This window comes from Allosphingosinicella sp. (assembly GCF_036402135.1).
GTDB lineage: Bacteria > Pseudomonadota > Alphaproteobacteria > Sphingomonadales > Sphingomonadaceae > Allosphingosinicella.
The window spans coordinates 1-14,964 of sequence record NZ_DASWTN010000043.1 but is presented as its reverse complement, the minus strand read 5'-3'; the positions used below and the strand labels follow the sequence as shown (position 1 = coordinate 14,964).

The window sequence follows — 14,964 nt, the reverse complement described above, 5'->3', positions numbered from 1 at the left end:
CACTGCGGCCCGCTAATTTAAATTAATCGCACCATATTGGCGCTAAGGCAAGGTGTTCCAACAGAAAACTGGTTGATGCATGTTGGAAAGAGGCGGATGCCGCTGCGGCACCCGCCTCTATTCTCAACAGCTTAGCTGTTCTTCTGCTTCAAAGCCTCACCCAGAATGTCGCCGAGGCTGGCACCCGAATCGGACGAACCGTACTGGGCGACGGCCTGCTTCTCTTCGGCGATCTGCATCGCCTTGATCGAGAAGTTCGGCTTCTTGGAACGGTCGAAGCCCGACACCATCGCGTCGAACTTCTGGCCGACCTGGAAGCGCTCGGGGCGCTGTTCGTCGCGATCGCGGCCGAGGTCGGTGCGCTTGATGAAGCCGGTCGGCCCATCGTCGCCCACCTGCACGTCGAGCCCGCCGTCCTGAACGTTGAGCACGGTCACGGTGACGATGTCGTTCTTCTTGACGCCGCCGGCACCGCCGGCGCCGCCAGCCGAAGCGCCGCCGCCAGCGGCAACGCCGCCGCGCTCAAGCTGCTTCATGCCGAGGCTGATACGCTCCTTTTCGACATCGACGTCGAGCACGACCGCCTTCACGGTCTCGCCCTTGTGATGCAGGGCCAGCGCTTCCTCGCCCGACACGCCCCAGGCGATGTCAGACATATGGACCATGCCGTCGACGTCCCCTTCGAGGCCGATGAACAGGCCGAATTCGGTCGCGTTCTTCACTTCCCCCTCGACCTCGGTGCCGACCGGGTGCTTTTCGGCGAACTCGGCCCACGGATTGGCCTGCGCCTGCTTGAGGCCAAGCGAAATCCGGCGCTTCTCCTCGTCCACCTCGAGAATCGAGACATCGACTTCCTGCGAAGTCGAGACGATCTTGCCCGGATGCACGTTCTTCTTGGTCCAGCTCATCTCGGAGACGTGGACGAGACCCTCGATCCCCGCCTCCAGCTCCACGAAGGCGCCATATTCGGTGATGTTGGTAACGCGGCCGCGGAACACGCCGTTGATCGGATACTTGGCCTGCGCGCCTTCCCACGGATCGGATTCGAGCTGCTTCATGCCGAGGCTGATGCGCTGCGTGTCCTTGTTGATGCGGATGATCTGCACGCGGACGGTGTCGCCGATATTGATCATCTCCGACGGATGATTGATCCGCTTGTAGGAGAGGTCGGTGACGTGGAGCAGGCCGTCGATGCCGCCGAGGTCCACGAAGGCGCCGTAATCGGTGATGTTCTTCACCACGCCCTCGATCACCTGACCTTCGGCGAGGCTCTGAATGAGGCCCGAACGCTGTTCGGCGCGGGTTTCCTCGAGGATGGCGCGGCGCGAGACGACGATATTGCCGCGGCGGCGATCCATCTTCAGGATCTGGAACGGCATCGCCTGGTCCATCAGCGGGCCGACGTCGCGGACCGGGCGGATGTCCACTTGGCTACCGGGCAAGAAGGCCACGGCTCCGCCGAGGTCGACGGTGAAGCCGCCCTTCACGCGGCCGAAGATGACGCCGTCGACGCGGTTGCCGGCCGAATATTCGGTTTCGAGCTTGTCCCAAGCGGCTTCGCGGCGCGCGCGGTCGCGCGACAGCATCGCTTCGCCATTATGATTTTCGACGCGGTCGACGAACACTTCGACTTCGTCGCCGACATTGAGTTCGGCCTTCTGGCCCGGCGCTGCGAATTCGCGGAGCGGCACGCGGCCTTCGGACTTGAGGCCCACGTCGATGACAGCGAGGTCGTTTTCGATCGCGGTGACGGTGCCCTTGACGACGCGGCCTTCGAAGCCTTCATTTTCGCCGCCGAGGCTTTCGTTGAGGAGTGCCGCGAAATCGTCGCGGGTCGGCATTGCCGAAGTAGCCATAGAATATCTGTCTTTCACAACCGGTCCGCACCGCGAATAAGCCATGCGCGGGCCGGGCCAGAGTAATGTTGCCGCCCCGACCCCATGCCGTGAGCAGCGTCCATGCGTGCAATGAGCAGCGAAGTCTGGGCGTTCTTTAAGCAAAAAGGCGCGTCAGGGGCATGCCCTACGCGCTATGCCTATTGCCGCAAGCTCCGCGGGCCGCGCCCGCAGGACGGTGGGCCCTATAGTTCAATGCGGTTGTGGCGGCAAGCAGTAGTTGAGAGGCGGGAATGGTCGAATGCTACTGGAGGGATGGTCCTCAACAACCTCGCTCTGACTCATATCCAACTTGCATTAATATCAAAGTTAGAACATTTTATGTCCAGGTGGCACAACAATTGTGCGGAGGCAGGTACGCGAGCTGCGCCGATATATGTTGTCGACGACGACCGTGAGGTTCGCGCCTCGCTGAGCTTCATGCTTTCGGCCAGAAAGAATCCTGTTCGACCCTTTGCCAGCGGTACGGACTTCCTTGCAGAGATCGAAGATCTCGATCCTGGCTGTGTCATCCTCGATATCCGAATGCCGTCGTTGAACGGCGTCGATATTCTTCACGAAATGCGACAGCGTGAAATAGAATGGCCCGTCGTGATGATGACCGGCCATGGTGACGTCGCGCTCGCGGTCGAAACGATGAGACTTGGCGCGGTAGATTTTCTTGAGAAGCCTTGTGAAATGGAAGCTCTGTTGAGTAGCCTGGATCAAGCCGCGGCATTGCTGGACAACCGCGTTCTTCGTTCCTGCCGCAGATCGGAGGCGCGGCGGAAGATCAACGTCCTTACCGAGCGTCAGAAGCAGGTCCTAAGCCGCCTCATCGAGGGCAAATCCAATAAGGTAACTGCCATCGAACTCAATGTGGCCCTGCGCACCGTCGAGATGCATCGCGCGGATCTGATGGCCTGCCTTCAGGCAAAGACATTAGCCGATCTCATTAGATTGGCGGGGGATGCCGGGCTCGAAACAGGTCGGGGTGGACGGCTAAGCTAGGTGAAAGGAAGCACGGACTGCTCGCCCACTAGTTCAGAGAGGACCGACAGCCGCACCTCTCGCCTAAACGGCTGACCTCGACACGCGGCCGATACCGGCCCGAAAATCATCGTTCGTTGCGTCAAACCCGTCCAGCTCTGGAATTGAGAAGAAGAAGGTCGCGCCTCCCATAGGGTTGTTCTCGGCCCAGATCCGGCCGCCATGAGCGTCCACGATGGTCCGGCATATCGACAGACCCACGCCCATCCCGGTCGCCTTGGTTGAATCCGTCATCTCGAAAAGCTTCGCGACAAGATCGGGAGGCAGGCCCGGACCCCGATCGGTGACTGAGACGACCACCTCGCCGGGGCAAGCGGCAGCCTCGATGGTCAGGCTTTTGTAGGCGCTGTCATACATTGCTTCTGCAGCGTTGCGCATTAAGTTGATGAAAACCTGCTCAAGCTGGATCCGGTCGACGTCGACCTGCAACTCTTCAGGTACGTTGACGCTGAGCTGCAGATCTTCGTGGCCGCTCAGGCCGATCGTTGCAGCTTCTCGAACTATTTCGGCCAACGATGCAGCCGAACGGCACGGCGGCCGCCTTTTTGTCGTTTCCCTCAGGCTTCTGATGATGCCCCCGGCACGTTCGATACAGTTTCCCGCCTGGTGTATCGCTCCCGCCGCCTGTTCGGGAGCGGTCGCAACGAGCCGACCGGCGGCTCGGCAGAAGTTGAGCGCGGCGGTGAGCGGCTGGTTGAGTTCGTGAGCTAGGGTAGAGGCCATCGTCCCCATCGCCGACAGGCGTGACATATGAATGAGTTCCCCGTGAAGCCGCCTTACCTCTTCCTTGGCGCGCTTCTCCTCGGTTGTATCAATGCCTTCATAGAGGATACCGAAAACGGTGCCGTCCTCTTCCTTGATCGGAGTGTAGGAGAGAGTCATGCAAAGGTTCTCGATCGTTCCATCTGGCTGAAACAGAGTGACCATGGCTTCACGAGTCGTATAGGCGATGCCCGACGTGTAGACGCGGTCGAGGATATCTAGAATGCCCTGACTTTCCAGCTCAGGAAGGACCTCTCTGACCGGCAAGCCGATCACCTTCCGGTGACCGACATGCGCATGATAAGCCTGATTGCAGAACTCGATCCTGTGCTCCGGGCCCGACGCGATTGCGATGAAGCCGGGCGCTTGGTCGAACATCCGAACCAGAAGGCGGTAGCGGTCGAACGGCTCGGCCGTCTTCGGCGCGGCGGCATCCGCCGGCCTGCCCACTCCATCAGCGCATTCGCTGCGGCTCTTCGTCCTCGCGGCCATACGACCTACCCCCCGGTAACCCTTTAGAGAGCATATACTTACGCGCGCAGCAAGCGCCGACGGTTCCTTGATCACCGAGGTGCATCGAGCATGCGACAGCTTTCGGTAGCGAGGGTCACCGGATCAGTCTGCTATAGCGGGCTTTCTACGGCGGCGAGGGCGGCGGCGATGGCTTCGTCGGCGGACATTTCGCTGGTGTCGAGAAGAAAGGCGTCCTCGGCCGGCCGGAGGGGCGCTGCCTCGCGGTTCCGGTCGCGAGCGTCGCGGGCGTGGATGTCGGCGAGCACGTCCTCGTAGTGGACGTTGAGGCCGAGGCGGGTGAGCTCGGCGAGGCGGCGCTGGGCGCGGACCTCTGGGGAGGCGGTGACGAAGAGCTTTGCTTCCGCCTGAGGCGCGATGACGGTGCCTATGTCGCGACCGTCGAGGACTGCGCCGCCGGGTTGGCTGGCGAAGGTGCGCTGACGTTCGAGCAGGGCGTTTCGTACGGTGGGGTAAGCCGAGATGCGGGAAGCGAGGCCGCCGACGGTCTCGCTCTTCAGTTCGGGGTCGGCGAAGTCGATCTGGCTGATGTCGCAGGCGCGGAGCGCGGCGAACTCGCTTTCGGGGTCGCCGCCCGTCTGGAGGAGGTTCAAACCCACTGCGCGGTAGAGAAGGCCGGTGTCGAGATGCGGCAGGCCGTAATGCGCAGCGAGCGCGCGGGCGATGGTGCCCTTGCCGGAAGCGGCGGGGCCGTCGACGGCGATGATCACGCGGCAAGGCCCTGAAGCGCGGCTGCGAAGCCGGGGAAGCTGGTGGAAACCGGGTTCATGTCGTCGACCGTTACCGGCGCTGCGCAGCGAAGGCCAGCCACGGCGAAGCTCATCGAAATGCGGTGGTCGAGCCGCGAGGCGATCGTCGCGCCGCCGGCGAGGGGAGCGCCGCCGCTGCCGCGGATTATGAGGCCGTCGTCGCTTTCCGCCACCTCGGCACCGATCGCCTGAAGGCCGGCGGCCATGGCGGCGATGCGATCGGATTCCTTGACTCGCAGCTCGGAGAGGCCGGTGGCGCGGCTTTCCCCTTCGGCAAAGGCGGCGGCGATGAAGAAGATCGGGAATTCGTCAATCATGGCCGGCGCGCGGGCGCGGTCGATGCTCACTGCACTAAGAGGGGCGTGGCGGACTTCGAGATCGGCGACGGGCTCCCCGCTCACCATTCGCTGAGCGGAGAAATGAAGGTCGGCGCCCATTTCACGGAGGGTGTCGTAAAAGCCCATGCGCATCGGGTTCACGCCCACGCCTTCAATGCGGATCGCGGAGCCCGGGACGATGAGGGCGGCGACGGCGAGGAACGCGGCGGCGGACGGGTCGGCAGGGATGTGAAGCGCCTGCGGGCGGAGATCGGCCTCGCCGCGGACGCTGATCTCGCGGGTGCCGTTCCGGTCCGCCACCTGCACCTCGGCGCCGAACAGCTGCAGCATCCGCTCCGTATGGTCGCGGGTCGGCACTTCCTCGATGACAGTTGTAATGCCAGGCGTGTTGAGGCCGGCGAGCAGCAGCGCCGATTTCACCTGCGCTGACGCCACCGTGAGCCGGTGGGTGAGGGGGAGGGCGGGACACACGCCGCGCAGGGTGAGCGGCAGCCGCCCGCCGGGCGCGGCCGTCGCCTCCGCACCCAGCCGCTGGAGCGGCGCGATCACGCGGTCCATCGGCCTGCGGCTCAAGGAGGCATCGCCGGTGAAGGTGGCCGTGACCGGATGCGAGGCGATGAGGCCCATCAGCAGCCGGGCAGACGTACCGCTATTGCCCATATCGAGCGCGGAGCGCGGCTGAAGCAGCGCGCCGGTGCCGACGCCGTGCACTTCCCACGCGCCGTCGTCCGCGCGCTCGATCTTCACGCCCATCGCACGCAGCGCCGCGGCGGTCGAGGCGACGTCCTCTGCCTCGGAAAGGCCGGCGATCCGGCTCCGCCCGCAGGCCACTGCGGCAAGCATCAGCGCGCGGTGGGAGATCGATTTATCGCCGGGCACCTCCGCTGCCCCTTTCAGTGGGCCGGAGGCGGAAAACGACATCGGCTGGGCCGGGAAGGGCTTCATACCGGCTTCGAGCATCCTCATATCGGGTAAGCGCGCTTGGCTTTTGACAGCGGCCCCCCGCTATGGCAAGGCGCGCCCCGATCACGGCCAAGCCACGCGCGCGGCCGCTATTTTTCTTTTTCAAACCGGAGGCTCTCTCACCCATGGTGAAAGCTGAATGGGGCACCAAGCGCACCTGCCCCAAGTGCGGAACCCGTTTCTACGACCTCGGCAAGGACGATCCCGTCACCTGCCTCGAATGCGGCGTGGCCTGGGAGCCCGAACCTGTCCTGAAGTCGAAGCAGCCGCTTCCCTATGACGCGCCCAAGAAGGAAGCCGTCGAGCCCGAGAAGGAGGATGCGGATCTCGCAGCCGACGATCTCGACATCGATGTCGACGAGGATGCGGAAGAAAATCCGGACGACGAGGTCGATCTCGGAGGCGACGACGATATCGGCGTTCCGGGCGCGGGCGACGAAGACGAGGAAATCTAAACCCGCTTGTGAAGCGGCGGCGCCTGTTTTAAGGGCGCTGTCTCAAACGCGCCCGCCCCAGCAGCGGGAGGCGAAAAACTGGATCGGGGCCGTAGCTCAGCTGGGAGAGCGCTACAATGGCATTGTAGAGGTCAGGGGTTCGATCCCCCTCGGCTCCACCAGTTTCTTCCAAAGGCGCAGATTTCCGCGAAAGCGCGCAAATCCAACGCTTTTCATAGCCCATTGCTCCAAACCGGTGTTACACACGAGCATGGAATTCCTGCCGAGCGGCGGCATTACCTTGGGCAGGAATTCCGGCACCAACGCCATGCAGGTATGCCGGTCGGGGAGATGGCGTACTTCTGATCGACGCGAGCCATAGATCTGGCGCAACGGCGACCCTCTGACGCGACATGGCTTGGTGAATGGAGCGCGCTCTGTTTCGCCCGAAATGTCGTGTATAGGTACCCATCTCTCATCCATTCAAGGAGAGCCACTTGCCTAGGCTCCAGCGACATCTGATCCTGACTTTTGGCCTGGCCTTCCTCGCCTCGACGGTCATAGTCGGAGCAACTGCGCAGGCGCCGCGGGTCGGCAAGCCGAGGCCTGCTCCGGAGACGCCTCCGCAAATGCTCCCGCTCCCGCCGGCAGTGATCGACAATTCTCTCGCTATTGAGGGCGAGGACGTGAAGGCGAGGAAGGTAAACACTCGCCTCAGCGTCGATGTTCGGGTGAATGGCCGGGGCCCCTATCGCTTCCTCGTGGACAGCGGCGCGGATACATCGGTGGTAGGCCTGCGCATCGCCAACGACTTGCAGCTTCCGCTCGGTACGCCGGCCATCCTTAATAACATGACGGCCCGCAACCTGGTGGACCGCGTCAGGGTCGATGAATTAGCACTCGGATCGAGCACGGTGAGAAACCTGCAACTCCCCGCCTTGCGGGAAGCAGACCTTGGCGGCGAAGGGATGCTCGGTATCGACGCACTCGTCGAGCAGCGCTTGATGATGGATTTCGAGAAGCGGCTGATCCAGGTCGAAGATGCGCGACAGCCCGTGAAGCGTTATCCAGGCGAGATCGTGGTCGTAGCGCGCCGCAACCGCGGACAGTTGATCCTAACTGAAGTCAGGGCCGCAGGTTTGCCGCTCGACGCTGTCATCGACACGGGGTCCGAAATCACGATTGGCAATCTCGCTCTTCGAGACAGGCTCATTCAAAAGGGACGAGGCAAATTCTGGACGATCACGACGACTGGAGTCACGGGCGTGACTATGGAACTGCAATTGGCACGTATTAGCGAGCTCACACTCGGTCCCATCACTTTGCGCGACGTGCCGATGGCATTTGCTGACGTGCCGCCTTTCGGCGTATTTGGTCTTTCTGACGAACCAGCCCTGCTGTTGGGAACTGACATATTGGAGACGTTCCGCCGAGTGTCTCTCGATTTTAAGTCGCGCAAAGTGCGCTTTCAGTTGAAACGGTGCACGGGAGCTGTAGCGATCGCCACCTCACCCACCTCCGCCTTCACGCGCCTATACTCGAAAGGGGGCGAGGAAGTGTGCAAGAGGTAGCCTTGCTGCCTTCCTATCGAGTTCAAGCCGACGCCTATGCAAGGAGGCCTTTGCAGTGCCGACTTGAGCGTCTGCCATAATCAGAGCCTCCAAACGTCAGACTAGGGCGAGAGTTGATAAGCGGATCGACCCGTCTGGCTGCTTGCCTATAGTCGCCCAAATAGCCGACGATACTCGGCACGCCCGACCAGTCGTCGGCGGCGTTGATCTGGCCGGTGTTCGGTCAATCCTGTGAGAAATTGCCGGAAGCGAGCGAGTAATAAACGGCAGTCATGCTGTCCCCTTTTCAAAGCCGCAGAAAAGGGCTGCACGCGCTCGGCTCCCCCTGCATAGTAAGAATCGGCAGTCTCCGGCCCGGCCGCTTACTAACGCGGCGACATGACTCCTCTATGACGACAAAGGCGTTGATTTCAAAAGTGATTTAGGCAGGGTGCGGATTTAGAGCGGCAAGCCGCTCACTCCCACTCGATCGTGCCAGGCGGCTTTGACGTATAATCATAGACCACCCGGTTGATGCCGCGCACTTCGTTGATGATGCGGGTGGCGGTGCGGCTCAGGAAAGCTGCGTCGAACGGGTAGATGTCGGCGGTCATGCCGTCGGTCGAGGTGACGGCTCGCAAGGCGCAGACATATTCGTAGGTGCGGTGGTCGCCCATCACGCCCACCGTCCGCACCGGCAACAGCACGGCAAAGGCCTGCCAGATCGCGTCGTACAGGCCCGCATTGCGGATTTCCTCCAGATAGATGGCGTCCGCCTTGCGGAGGATGTCGCACTTCTCCTTGGTGATCTCGCCCGGGATGCGAATGGCGAGGCCCGGGCCAGGGAACGGGTGCCGGCCCACAAATGCCTCCGGCAGCCCCAACTCGCGCCCGAGCTCGCGCACCTCGTCCTTGAAGAGTTCGCGAAGCGGCTCGACCAGCTTCATGTTCATGCGTTCGGGCAGACCGCCGACATTGTGGTGGCTCTTGATCGTGACGCTCGGGCCGCCGGTGAAGCTGACGCTTTCGATCACGTCCGGATAGAGCGTGCCCTGCGCCAGGAAGTCGGCGCCGCCGATCTTCCGCGCCTCCTCCTCGAACACGTCGATGAAGGTCTTGCCGATGAACTTACGCTTGGCCTCGGGGTCGCTGACGCCCGCAAGGCCGCCGAGGAACATCTTCTCGGCGTCCACATGAACGAGCGGAATGTTGTAGTGGCCGCGGAACAGGCTGACGACCTGCTCCGCCTCGCCCTGCCGCATCAAGCCATGGTCGACGAAGACGCAGGTCAGCTGATGCCCGATCGCCTCGTGGATCAGGACCGCCGCGACCGCACTGTCGACGCCGCCGGAAAGGCCGCAGATCACGCGCCCGTTGCCGACCTGCTCGCGTATCTCGGCGATCTTGGCCTCGCGGAACTCGGCCATCGTCCAATCGCCGGGAAGGCCGCAGACGTGCCGCACGAAATTGGAAAGCAGCTTGCCGCCGTCCGGCGTGTGCACGACCTCGGGGTGGAACATCAGGCTGAAGAAGCGCCGCTCTTCGTTCACGGCAACCGCATAAGGCGCGCCTTCGGACTGGGCGACGACCTTGAAGCCTTCGGGCAGCTTCTCGACCCGGTCGCCGTGGCTCATCCACACCTGGTGCTTCTCGCCGGGGCTCCACAGCCCGTCGAACAGCTGCGTCTCGCCGGTAATCTCGATGAAGGCGCGGCCGAATTCGCGGCTGTCCGACGGCGCAACGGTGCCGCCAAGTTGGTGCGCCATCGTCTGCTGCCCGTAGCAGATGCCGAGCACCGGCAGACCCGCATTGAAGAAATGCTGCGGCGCGCGGGGGCTGTCTTCCCACATCACCGAAGACGGCCCGCCCGACAGGATGATTCCCTTCGGCTTCAGCCGCTCGAACGCTTCGTCCGCTGCGTTGAACGGCGCGATCTCGCTATACACGCCTGCTTCCCGCACCCGCCGGGCGATGAGCTGCGTCACCTGGCTCCCGAAATCGACGATGAGGATGGAGTCTGTCGGCTGGACGGTCATGGAGTCTCACGGGCAAAAGAATAGGCGCGCCGATTAGGACCGGCGCGCCTTTCTGTCCAGCAAGGCTGGAATTTGCGGGGCTAGAGCTTAGCGGTTGAGATCGAAGTCTGTTATCCGGCCGTCCTCGCGGGCGGTGCACTTGAACTCGGCCCGCTGATTGTAACCGTAGCCGCGATTGTAATAGCCGCCATTGTTGTAGCCAGCGTCGATCACGCCTTTGACGCGGTAGCTGCGGCTGCCTTTGCGGTCGACGTCGGTCACAGTGACCCGTCCGCCCTGGCCATAGCGCTGCGCTTCGGCGCCACACACGTTCACGGCCGCCTGCGGACCATAACCGTAGCCGCTGCCATAGGCGCCGTAGCTTCCCTGCGGATAGCCATAGCTGCCCTGCGGGTAGCCGTAGCCGCCTTCATAGACGCCGCCGTAGCGGCCGCCGTTTGCGGCCCGAGACAGCGCGCCGATGGCCGCCGCTGCAGCGCCGGCGATCACGACGCCAGTGACGATATCGCCAACATCGATGCCGCCGCGATCGCGGTTGCGATAGATCTGAGCGTTGGCGGGAGCCGCCGCGGTGACCGTCATCAGGGCAGCGGTACCCGCGCCGAGGAAAGTCTTGGTGAGCTTGTTCATGGCAAACCTCCTGTTTATTCCGGCCACGATTCGGCCAGCTTTGACAATGGTTTACCGTTACGGGCGTGACCCGGTCCTGAACCCGTTCGTAGGGTGAGGTTCAGCTTCCCGCACAACGAAAAAGGGGCCGCCGAAGCAGCCCCTTCACTGGCCTTCAGGCCTGCCCCTTCAGGCGGCCTGGTCGAAATCTTCCTCGTCGGTCATGACCGGACCCGAATCCTGCCCCTTGGCGGAAACGTCGCGGTCGACCAGCTCGATGATCGCGATCGGCGCTGCATCCGAAGCGCGGATGCCGGCCTTGATGATCCGGCAATAGCCGCCGTTGCGGTCCGCATAACGCGGCGCGAGCGTGTCGAACAATTTCACGAGCTGCGCGTCGTCCAGAAGCCGCGCATGCGCGAGGCGCCGGTTCGAAAGCCCACCCTTCTTCGCCAGCGTGATCAGCTTCTCGACATAGGGCCGAAGCTCTTTCGCCTTGGCGGTGGTAGTGGTGATCTGCTCATGCTTGATGAGCGCGGCCGCCATGTTGCGGAACAGGGCCGCCCGGTGGCTTGAGGTACGCTGCAGCTTGCGGCCGCCGACGCGATGACGCATGTCTCTTCTCCGTTCGTACGGGGTCCGTTTCAGGTAACCCCGGCCAGGCAGTCGAAGCGGGGGACTGCCCAAACCCAAAAGCAAAGGCGGACCAGTGGCCCGCCGTCGCGCCGCCCACTGCGGGATACGTGCCGCAGAGTCAAGCGGGAAGTCGGCAGCACATCGGTTCCTGCCGTCTAAGCAAGGTGCCCATAGCTTATTGAATCGTCTGGAGGGCGGAACAGGCGTTTGCCTAAACGGTTCGGGCGCAATGCTTTATCGCCTAAGATCGGCCTCCACGCCGCGCGCCTCCGCCCCCGCCGTAGATTATATGCAGAGGGCCGAGGCAAGGCGCAGGCGCGAGGGGCGGCGGGTCTGGAGAATCGCCAAGTGGATGGTGCTTGGCGTCCTGCTGTTCCTGCTGGCGATGACCGCGTTCCTGCTGATCACGGCGCCGCTTTCGAAGTCGCTTCAGCCGATCACGTCGCCGAGCATCACCCTCCTGTCGGCGGAGGGGCGGCCGATCGCGCGCAAGGGCGCGGTGGTGGCGGCGCCGGTGAAGGCGGCGGAGCTTCCGGCGCATATTCCGGCTGCCTTCCTCGCGATCGAAGACCGGCGTTTCTACGACCATCCTGGTATCGATGCCTGGGGCATCGCGCGCGCGGCGTTCGTCAACGCAACGTCCGGCGAGGTGGCGGAGGGCGGCAGCACGATCACGCAGCAGCTGGCGAAGCTCGCCTTCCTTTCGTCCGAGCAGACGGCGGCGCGGAAGGCGCAAGAGCTGGTGCTGGCGCTGTGGCTCGAAGCGTGGCTCGACAAGGAGGAGATCCTGTCGCGCTACATGTCGAGCGTCTATTTCGGTGACAATGTGTACGGCCTCCGCGCGGCGGCGAACCATTATTTCAGCCGGAAGCCGGAGGAGCTGACCGTCAAGGAAGCGGCAATGCTGGCGGGGCTGGTGAAGGCGCCGTCGAGGCTTGCGCCGACCTCCAACCTGAAAGGCGCGCGGGAGCGCGGCGATCTGGTGCTGAACGCCATGGTCGAGGCGGGCTTTGTCGATGCGACTGCTGCGGCGAAGGCGCCCGAGGTGGTCATCAACAAGGGCGCGGTGAAGAACCTGCCCAAGGGAACCTATTTCGCCGACTGGGTGCTGGACGAGCTGGACGCGCGGGAGGCGAGCTACGGCCAGCGCCAGATCAGGACGACGCTCGAGGACCGGCTTCAGCGGCAGGCGGTGAATGCGATCAGGAGCGTCGGCACGGGCGATGCGCAGGTGGCTTTGGTGTCGATGCGCTCGGACGGGCGCGTGGTGGCCATGGTCGGCGGCAAGAATTACCGGCAGAGCGCCTTCAACCGTGCGACGCAGGCGAAGCGGCAGCCGGGTTCGACGTTTAAATTGTTCGTCTACCTGGCCGCGCTTCGGGCCGGCTATTCGCCGCAGGACATGATCCAGGACCAGCCGCTTCGGGTCGGCAACTGGACGCCGAAGAATTACGAAGGGAAGTATCGCGGGCCGATTACCTTGCGGGAAGCCTTTGCCGTGTCGAGCAATGTGGGCGCGGTGCGACTGTCTGAAAGCGTCGGGCGGTCGGCGGTGATCCAGGCGGCGCGAGACCTTGGCGTGACGGCGGAGCTCGAGAATACGCCCAGCCTTGCGCTCGGTACGTCGGGCGTGCCGCTGATCGAGATGGTGTCCGCTTTCGCAGCGGTGCGGAGCGGCAGCTATCCGATCAAGGCGACCGGTATTCCGGAGCGGGCGCAGTCCGGCACCAGCCCGCTCAAAGACAACGAACGCCAGATGCTTGGGCAGCTACTCTTTGCCGCGGGCAATGAGGGCACCGGCCGCGCGGCGGCGATCCCCGCCGGGACTTTCGGCAAGACGGGCACGACGCAGGACAGCCGCGATGCCTATTTCATCGGCTTTGCGGGCGATCTCGCGACCGGCGTCTGGATCGGCCATGACGACAACCGGTCGCTGGGCGATACAGTCGGCGGCGGCGTCCCGGCGCAGATCTGGGGCGCCTATATGGTCGAGGCGACCAAGGGCGCGCCGCCGATCAAGTTCACCCCGCCGCAGCCGCAGGCGCAGACGCCTGCATATACCCTCGATCGGACTGACTATTACGTGCAAGACTATGATGTGGAATTTAAGCCGCCGGCTGCAGGCGACGGAGGTGCAGGGCAGATATACGTGCCGCCGCCGCAGAATACGCCGCCTTCGGACGATACTGGGCTCCTCATCCCCGAGCCAAGCCTGTCGCGAGTGAGCCCGCCCGTGCCTTCGGGACGGCAGCAACCGGCGCCTACGGAGAGGGAGACGCCGGACGAGCCGGCACCGCCGCCCGCGCCCGCGCCCGCGCCGCGGGCTCCGGACGAGGAGCCGAACAGCGAGTGATTTGGTTGACGCGCGCCTTACCCGGCGCTGGAGCAGATCAGCTCTCGGCAGGTGCGCCGCGATGAATTCGGACTCCGAAGCTTTCCGGCGGGGCCACCTTGCCGGCGTCGGGCTTGCTCTCGATCTGGGTCGTGCCCCGGTGAATACGAACCGTGCCGGTGTCGAAGCTGAGACGTTTTACGGCCGATGGCTCGTCCGACTGAGCCGACGAGACATCGTCAGGGCGCCAGGCCGAGGCGCGGACGAAGCGCGCGTTTTCATCGCCGGAATAAGCTTGGCGGAAGGCGGCGGAGCGGCCTTGAGCACCGCGCCAGCGGTAGAAGACGTGGGCGCCGATCACGGCCGAGCGCGACAGGCTCGGCGCCCAATAGGGCAGGATGGCGGTGGTGTGGTAATGGGTCGCGTTGCCGACCGGCGTATAGACCTCGCCGTTCAGCGCCGCGTCGGCGATTCGCCGCGCCCGTTCCCACGCCCAGCCCTGCGGCCGCCGCGCCATCGCGCCGTCGCAGGTGAAGCTGAACTGGCAGCCGGTGCGGCGGGTCGAGCCCTGGAAAACGACGCCGCAGACGCTCGCCGGGAAGGCGGGATGGCGGACGCGGTTCAGGACGACTTGGGCGACGGCACGCTGGCCCTCTTCGCTTTCGGAGCGGGCCTCGTAATAGACCGCCTTAGCAAGGCAATCGGCTGCGCGCGACTGATCCTCGGGCCCGCCCTGATGCTGGAAAGGAAGGGCAGGGGCGGCGGAGGGCGCGTCGAATTTGCCCGCCGCCTGCTCCCATTGCGCCTCCGCCTCCGGCGTCAGCGCCTGGAGCGAGGAGGGCGGCGGCATGACATCAGGCAGCGTCTCAGCCTTCACTTCGGCGGTGCGTAGGTTCGCGCCCGCGGCCGGAAGCACGCAGGATGCCGTCAGCATCAGCGGCAGGCTTACCAGAAATGCTTTATTTTGAAGGACCAAGATCGTCGCGCCGAATATTGAGGGTCGCTTCCCCTCTAGCGAGCGCGGGTAATCATACGGTTAATTTGCGTGTCGGCAGCCGCTCAGGCGTAGGGTGGCGCGTCGAGATCCTTGGGGCTCTTCG

Annotated in this window: 12 protein-coding genes and 1 tRNA gene; 5 read left to right on the top strand and 8 right to left on the bottom strand. The window is 63.8% G+C overall.

Features of this window, described 5'->3' with window-relative positions; translation table 11 throughout:
• Positions 1 to 131 precede the first annotated feature (131 nt).
• Positions 132 to 1,856 (bottom strand): 30S ribosomal protein S1, encoded by a 1,725-nt coding sequence (gene rpsA, locus VGD10_RS12240; protein WP_331041100.1) that lies wholly within the window; start codon positions 1,854 to 1,856, stop codon positions 132 to 134.
• 111 nt (positions 1,857 to 1,967) lie between these two features.
• Between rpsA and VGD10_RS12235 the strand changes: the two genes are divergently transcribed.
• The gene (locus tag VGD10_RS12235; protein WP_331041099.1) at positions 1,968 to 2,885 is read left to right on the top strand and encodes a response regulator transcription factor; all 918 of its coding nucleotides are present in this window, start codon (positions 1,968 to 1,970) and stop codon (positions 2,883 to 2,885) included.
• Between the two features lie 63 nt (positions 2,886 to 2,948).
• On the opposite strand, the gene VGD10_RS12230 is transcribed toward VGD10_RS12235, so the two are convergent.
• From VGD10_RS12230 to aroA, 3 genes are all read right to left on the bottom strand, one after another.
• Positions 2,949 to 4,064: an ATP-binding protein gene (locus tag VGD10_RS12230; RefSeq protein WP_331041098.1), complete on the bottom strand. Its 1,116-nt coding sequence runs from the start codon at positions 4,062 to 4,064 to the stop codon at positions 2,949 to 2,951.
• A gap of 245 nt (positions 4,065 to 4,309) precedes the next feature.
• A complete protein-coding gene (cmk, locus tag VGD10_RS12225) occupies positions 4,310 to 4,927 on the bottom strand; it encodes a (d)CMP kinase (protein ID WP_331041097.1) in 618 nt (205 codons plus the stop codon).
• The gene (aroA, locus tag VGD10_RS12220; protein WP_414639532.1) at positions 4,924 to 6,264 is read right to left on the bottom strand and encodes a 3-phosphoshikimate 1-carboxyvinyltransferase; all 1,341 of its coding nucleotides are present in this window, start codon (positions 6,262 to 6,264) and stop codon (positions 4,924 to 4,926) included. The genes cmk and aroA overlap by 4 nt, the downstream gene beginning before the upstream one ends.
• Positions 6,265 to 6,392: 128 nt before the next feature.
• Between aroA and VGD10_RS12215 the strand changes: the two genes are divergently transcribed.
• From VGD10_RS12215 to VGD10_RS12205, 3 genes are all read left to right on the top strand, one after another.
• Positions 6,393 to 6,722 (top strand): TIGR02300 family protein, encoded by a 330-nt coding sequence (locus VGD10_RS12215; protein WP_331041095.1) that lies wholly within the window; start codon positions 6,393 to 6,395, stop codon positions 6,720 to 6,722.
• An 85-nt stretch (positions 6,723 to 6,807) separates the two neighbouring features.
• Positions 6,808 to 6,883: transfer RNA gene (locus VGD10_RS12210), tRNA-Ala, on the top strand.
• Between the two features lie 468 nt (positions 6,884 to 7,351).
• The gene (locus VGD10_RS12205) at positions 7,352 to 8,272 is read left to right on the top strand and encodes a retroviral-like aspartic protease family protein (RefSeq protein ID WP_331041094.1); all 921 of its coding nucleotides are present in this window, start codon (positions 7,352 to 7,354) and stop codon (positions 8,270 to 8,272) included.
• A gap of 455 nt (positions 8,273 to 8,727) precedes the next feature.
• Here the strand turns inward: VGD10_RS12205 and guaA are convergent, their stop codons facing one another.
• The 3 genes from guaA to rplQ all read right to left on the bottom strand — a co-directional run bounded on the left by guaA (position 8,728) and on the right by rplQ (position 11,511).
• Positions 8,728 to 10,287: a glutamine-hydrolyzing GMP synthase gene (gene guaA / locus VGD10_RS12200; RefSeq protein ID WP_331041093.1), complete on the bottom strand. Its 1,560-nt coding sequence runs from the start codon at positions 10,285 to 10,287 to the stop codon at positions 8,728 to 8,730.
• Between the two features lie 87 nt (positions 10,288 to 10,374).
• Positions 10,375 to 10,917: a hypothetical protein gene (locus VGD10_RS12195; protein ID WP_331041092.1), complete on the bottom strand. Its 543-nt coding sequence runs from the start codon at positions 10,915 to 10,917 to the stop codon at positions 10,375 to 10,377.
• A gap of 168 nt (positions 10,918 to 11,085) precedes the next feature.
• Positions 11,086 to 11,511 carry a 50S ribosomal protein L17 gene (gene rplQ, locus VGD10_RS12190; RefSeq protein WP_331041091.1) on the bottom strand — a complete coding sequence of 142 codons (426 nt, stop codon included), beginning with the start codon at positions 11,509 to 11,511 and terminating at the stop codon, positions 11,086 to 11,088.
• A gap of 310 nt (positions 11,512 to 11,821) precedes the next feature.
• Here rplQ and VGD10_RS12185 point away from each other — a divergent pair, with 310 nt between their 5' ends.
• On the top strand, positions 11,822 to 13,885 hold the full coding sequence (locus tag VGD10_RS12185) for a transglycosylase domain-containing protein (protein ID WP_331041090.1): 2,064 nt from the start codon (positions 11,822 to 11,824) through the stop codon (positions 13,883 to 13,885).
• Positions 13,886 to 13,922: 37 nt separating this feature from the next.
• On the opposite strand, the gene VGD10_RS13385 is transcribed toward VGD10_RS12185, so the two are convergent.
• Positions 13,923 to 14,798 (bottom strand): cell wall hydrolase, encoded by an 876-nt coding sequence (locus VGD10_RS13385; RefSeq protein WP_414639531.1) that lies wholly within the window; start codon positions 14,796 to 14,798, stop codon positions 13,923 to 13,925.
• Positions 14,799 to 14,964: the final 166 nt, after the last annotated feature.

Excerpts from the sequence above, each read along its gene's own strand:
- rplQ (WP_331041091.1), bottom strand. The coding sequence starts at position 11,511 with ATGCGTCATCGCGTCGGCGGCCGCAAGCTGCAGCGTACCTCAAGCCAC.
- VGD10_RS13385 (WP_414639531.1), bottom strand. The coding sequence starts at position 14,798 with ATGCTGACGGCATCCTGCGTGCTTCCGGCCGCGGGCGCGAACCTACGC.
- guaA (WP_331041093.1), bottom strand. The coding sequence starts at position 10,287 with ATGACCGTCCAGCCGACAGACTCCATCCTCATCGTCGATTTCGGGAGC.
- VGD10_RS12230 (WP_331041098.1), bottom strand. The coding sequence starts at position 4,064 with ATGTTCGACCAAGCGCCCGGCTTCATCGCAATCGCGTCGGGCCCGGAG.
- VGD10_RS12235 (WP_331041099.1), top strand. The coding sequence starts at position 1,968 with ATGAGCAGCGAAGTCTGGGCGTTCTTTAAGCAAAAAGGCGCGTCAGGG.
- rpsA (WP_331041100.1), bottom strand. The coding sequence starts at position 1,856 with ATGGCTACTTCGGCAATGCCGACCCGCGACGATTTCGCGGCACTCCTC.
- VGD10_RS12195 (WP_331041092.1), bottom strand. The coding sequence starts at position 10,917 with ATGAACAAGCTCACCAAGACTTTCCTCGGCGCGGGTACCGCTGCCCTG.
- VGD10_RS12185 (WP_331041090.1), top strand. The coding sequence starts at position 11,822 with ATGCAGAGGGCCGAGGCAAGGCGCAGGCGCGAGGGGCGGCGGGTCTGG.
- VGD10_RS12215 (WP_331041095.1), top strand. The coding sequence starts at position 6,393 with ATGGTGAAAGCTGAATGGGGCACCAAGCGCACCTGCCCCAAGTGCGGA.
- aroA (WP_414639532.1), bottom strand. The coding sequence starts at position 6,264 with ATGCTCGAAGCCGGTATGAAGCCCTTCCCGGCCCAGCCGATGTCGTTT.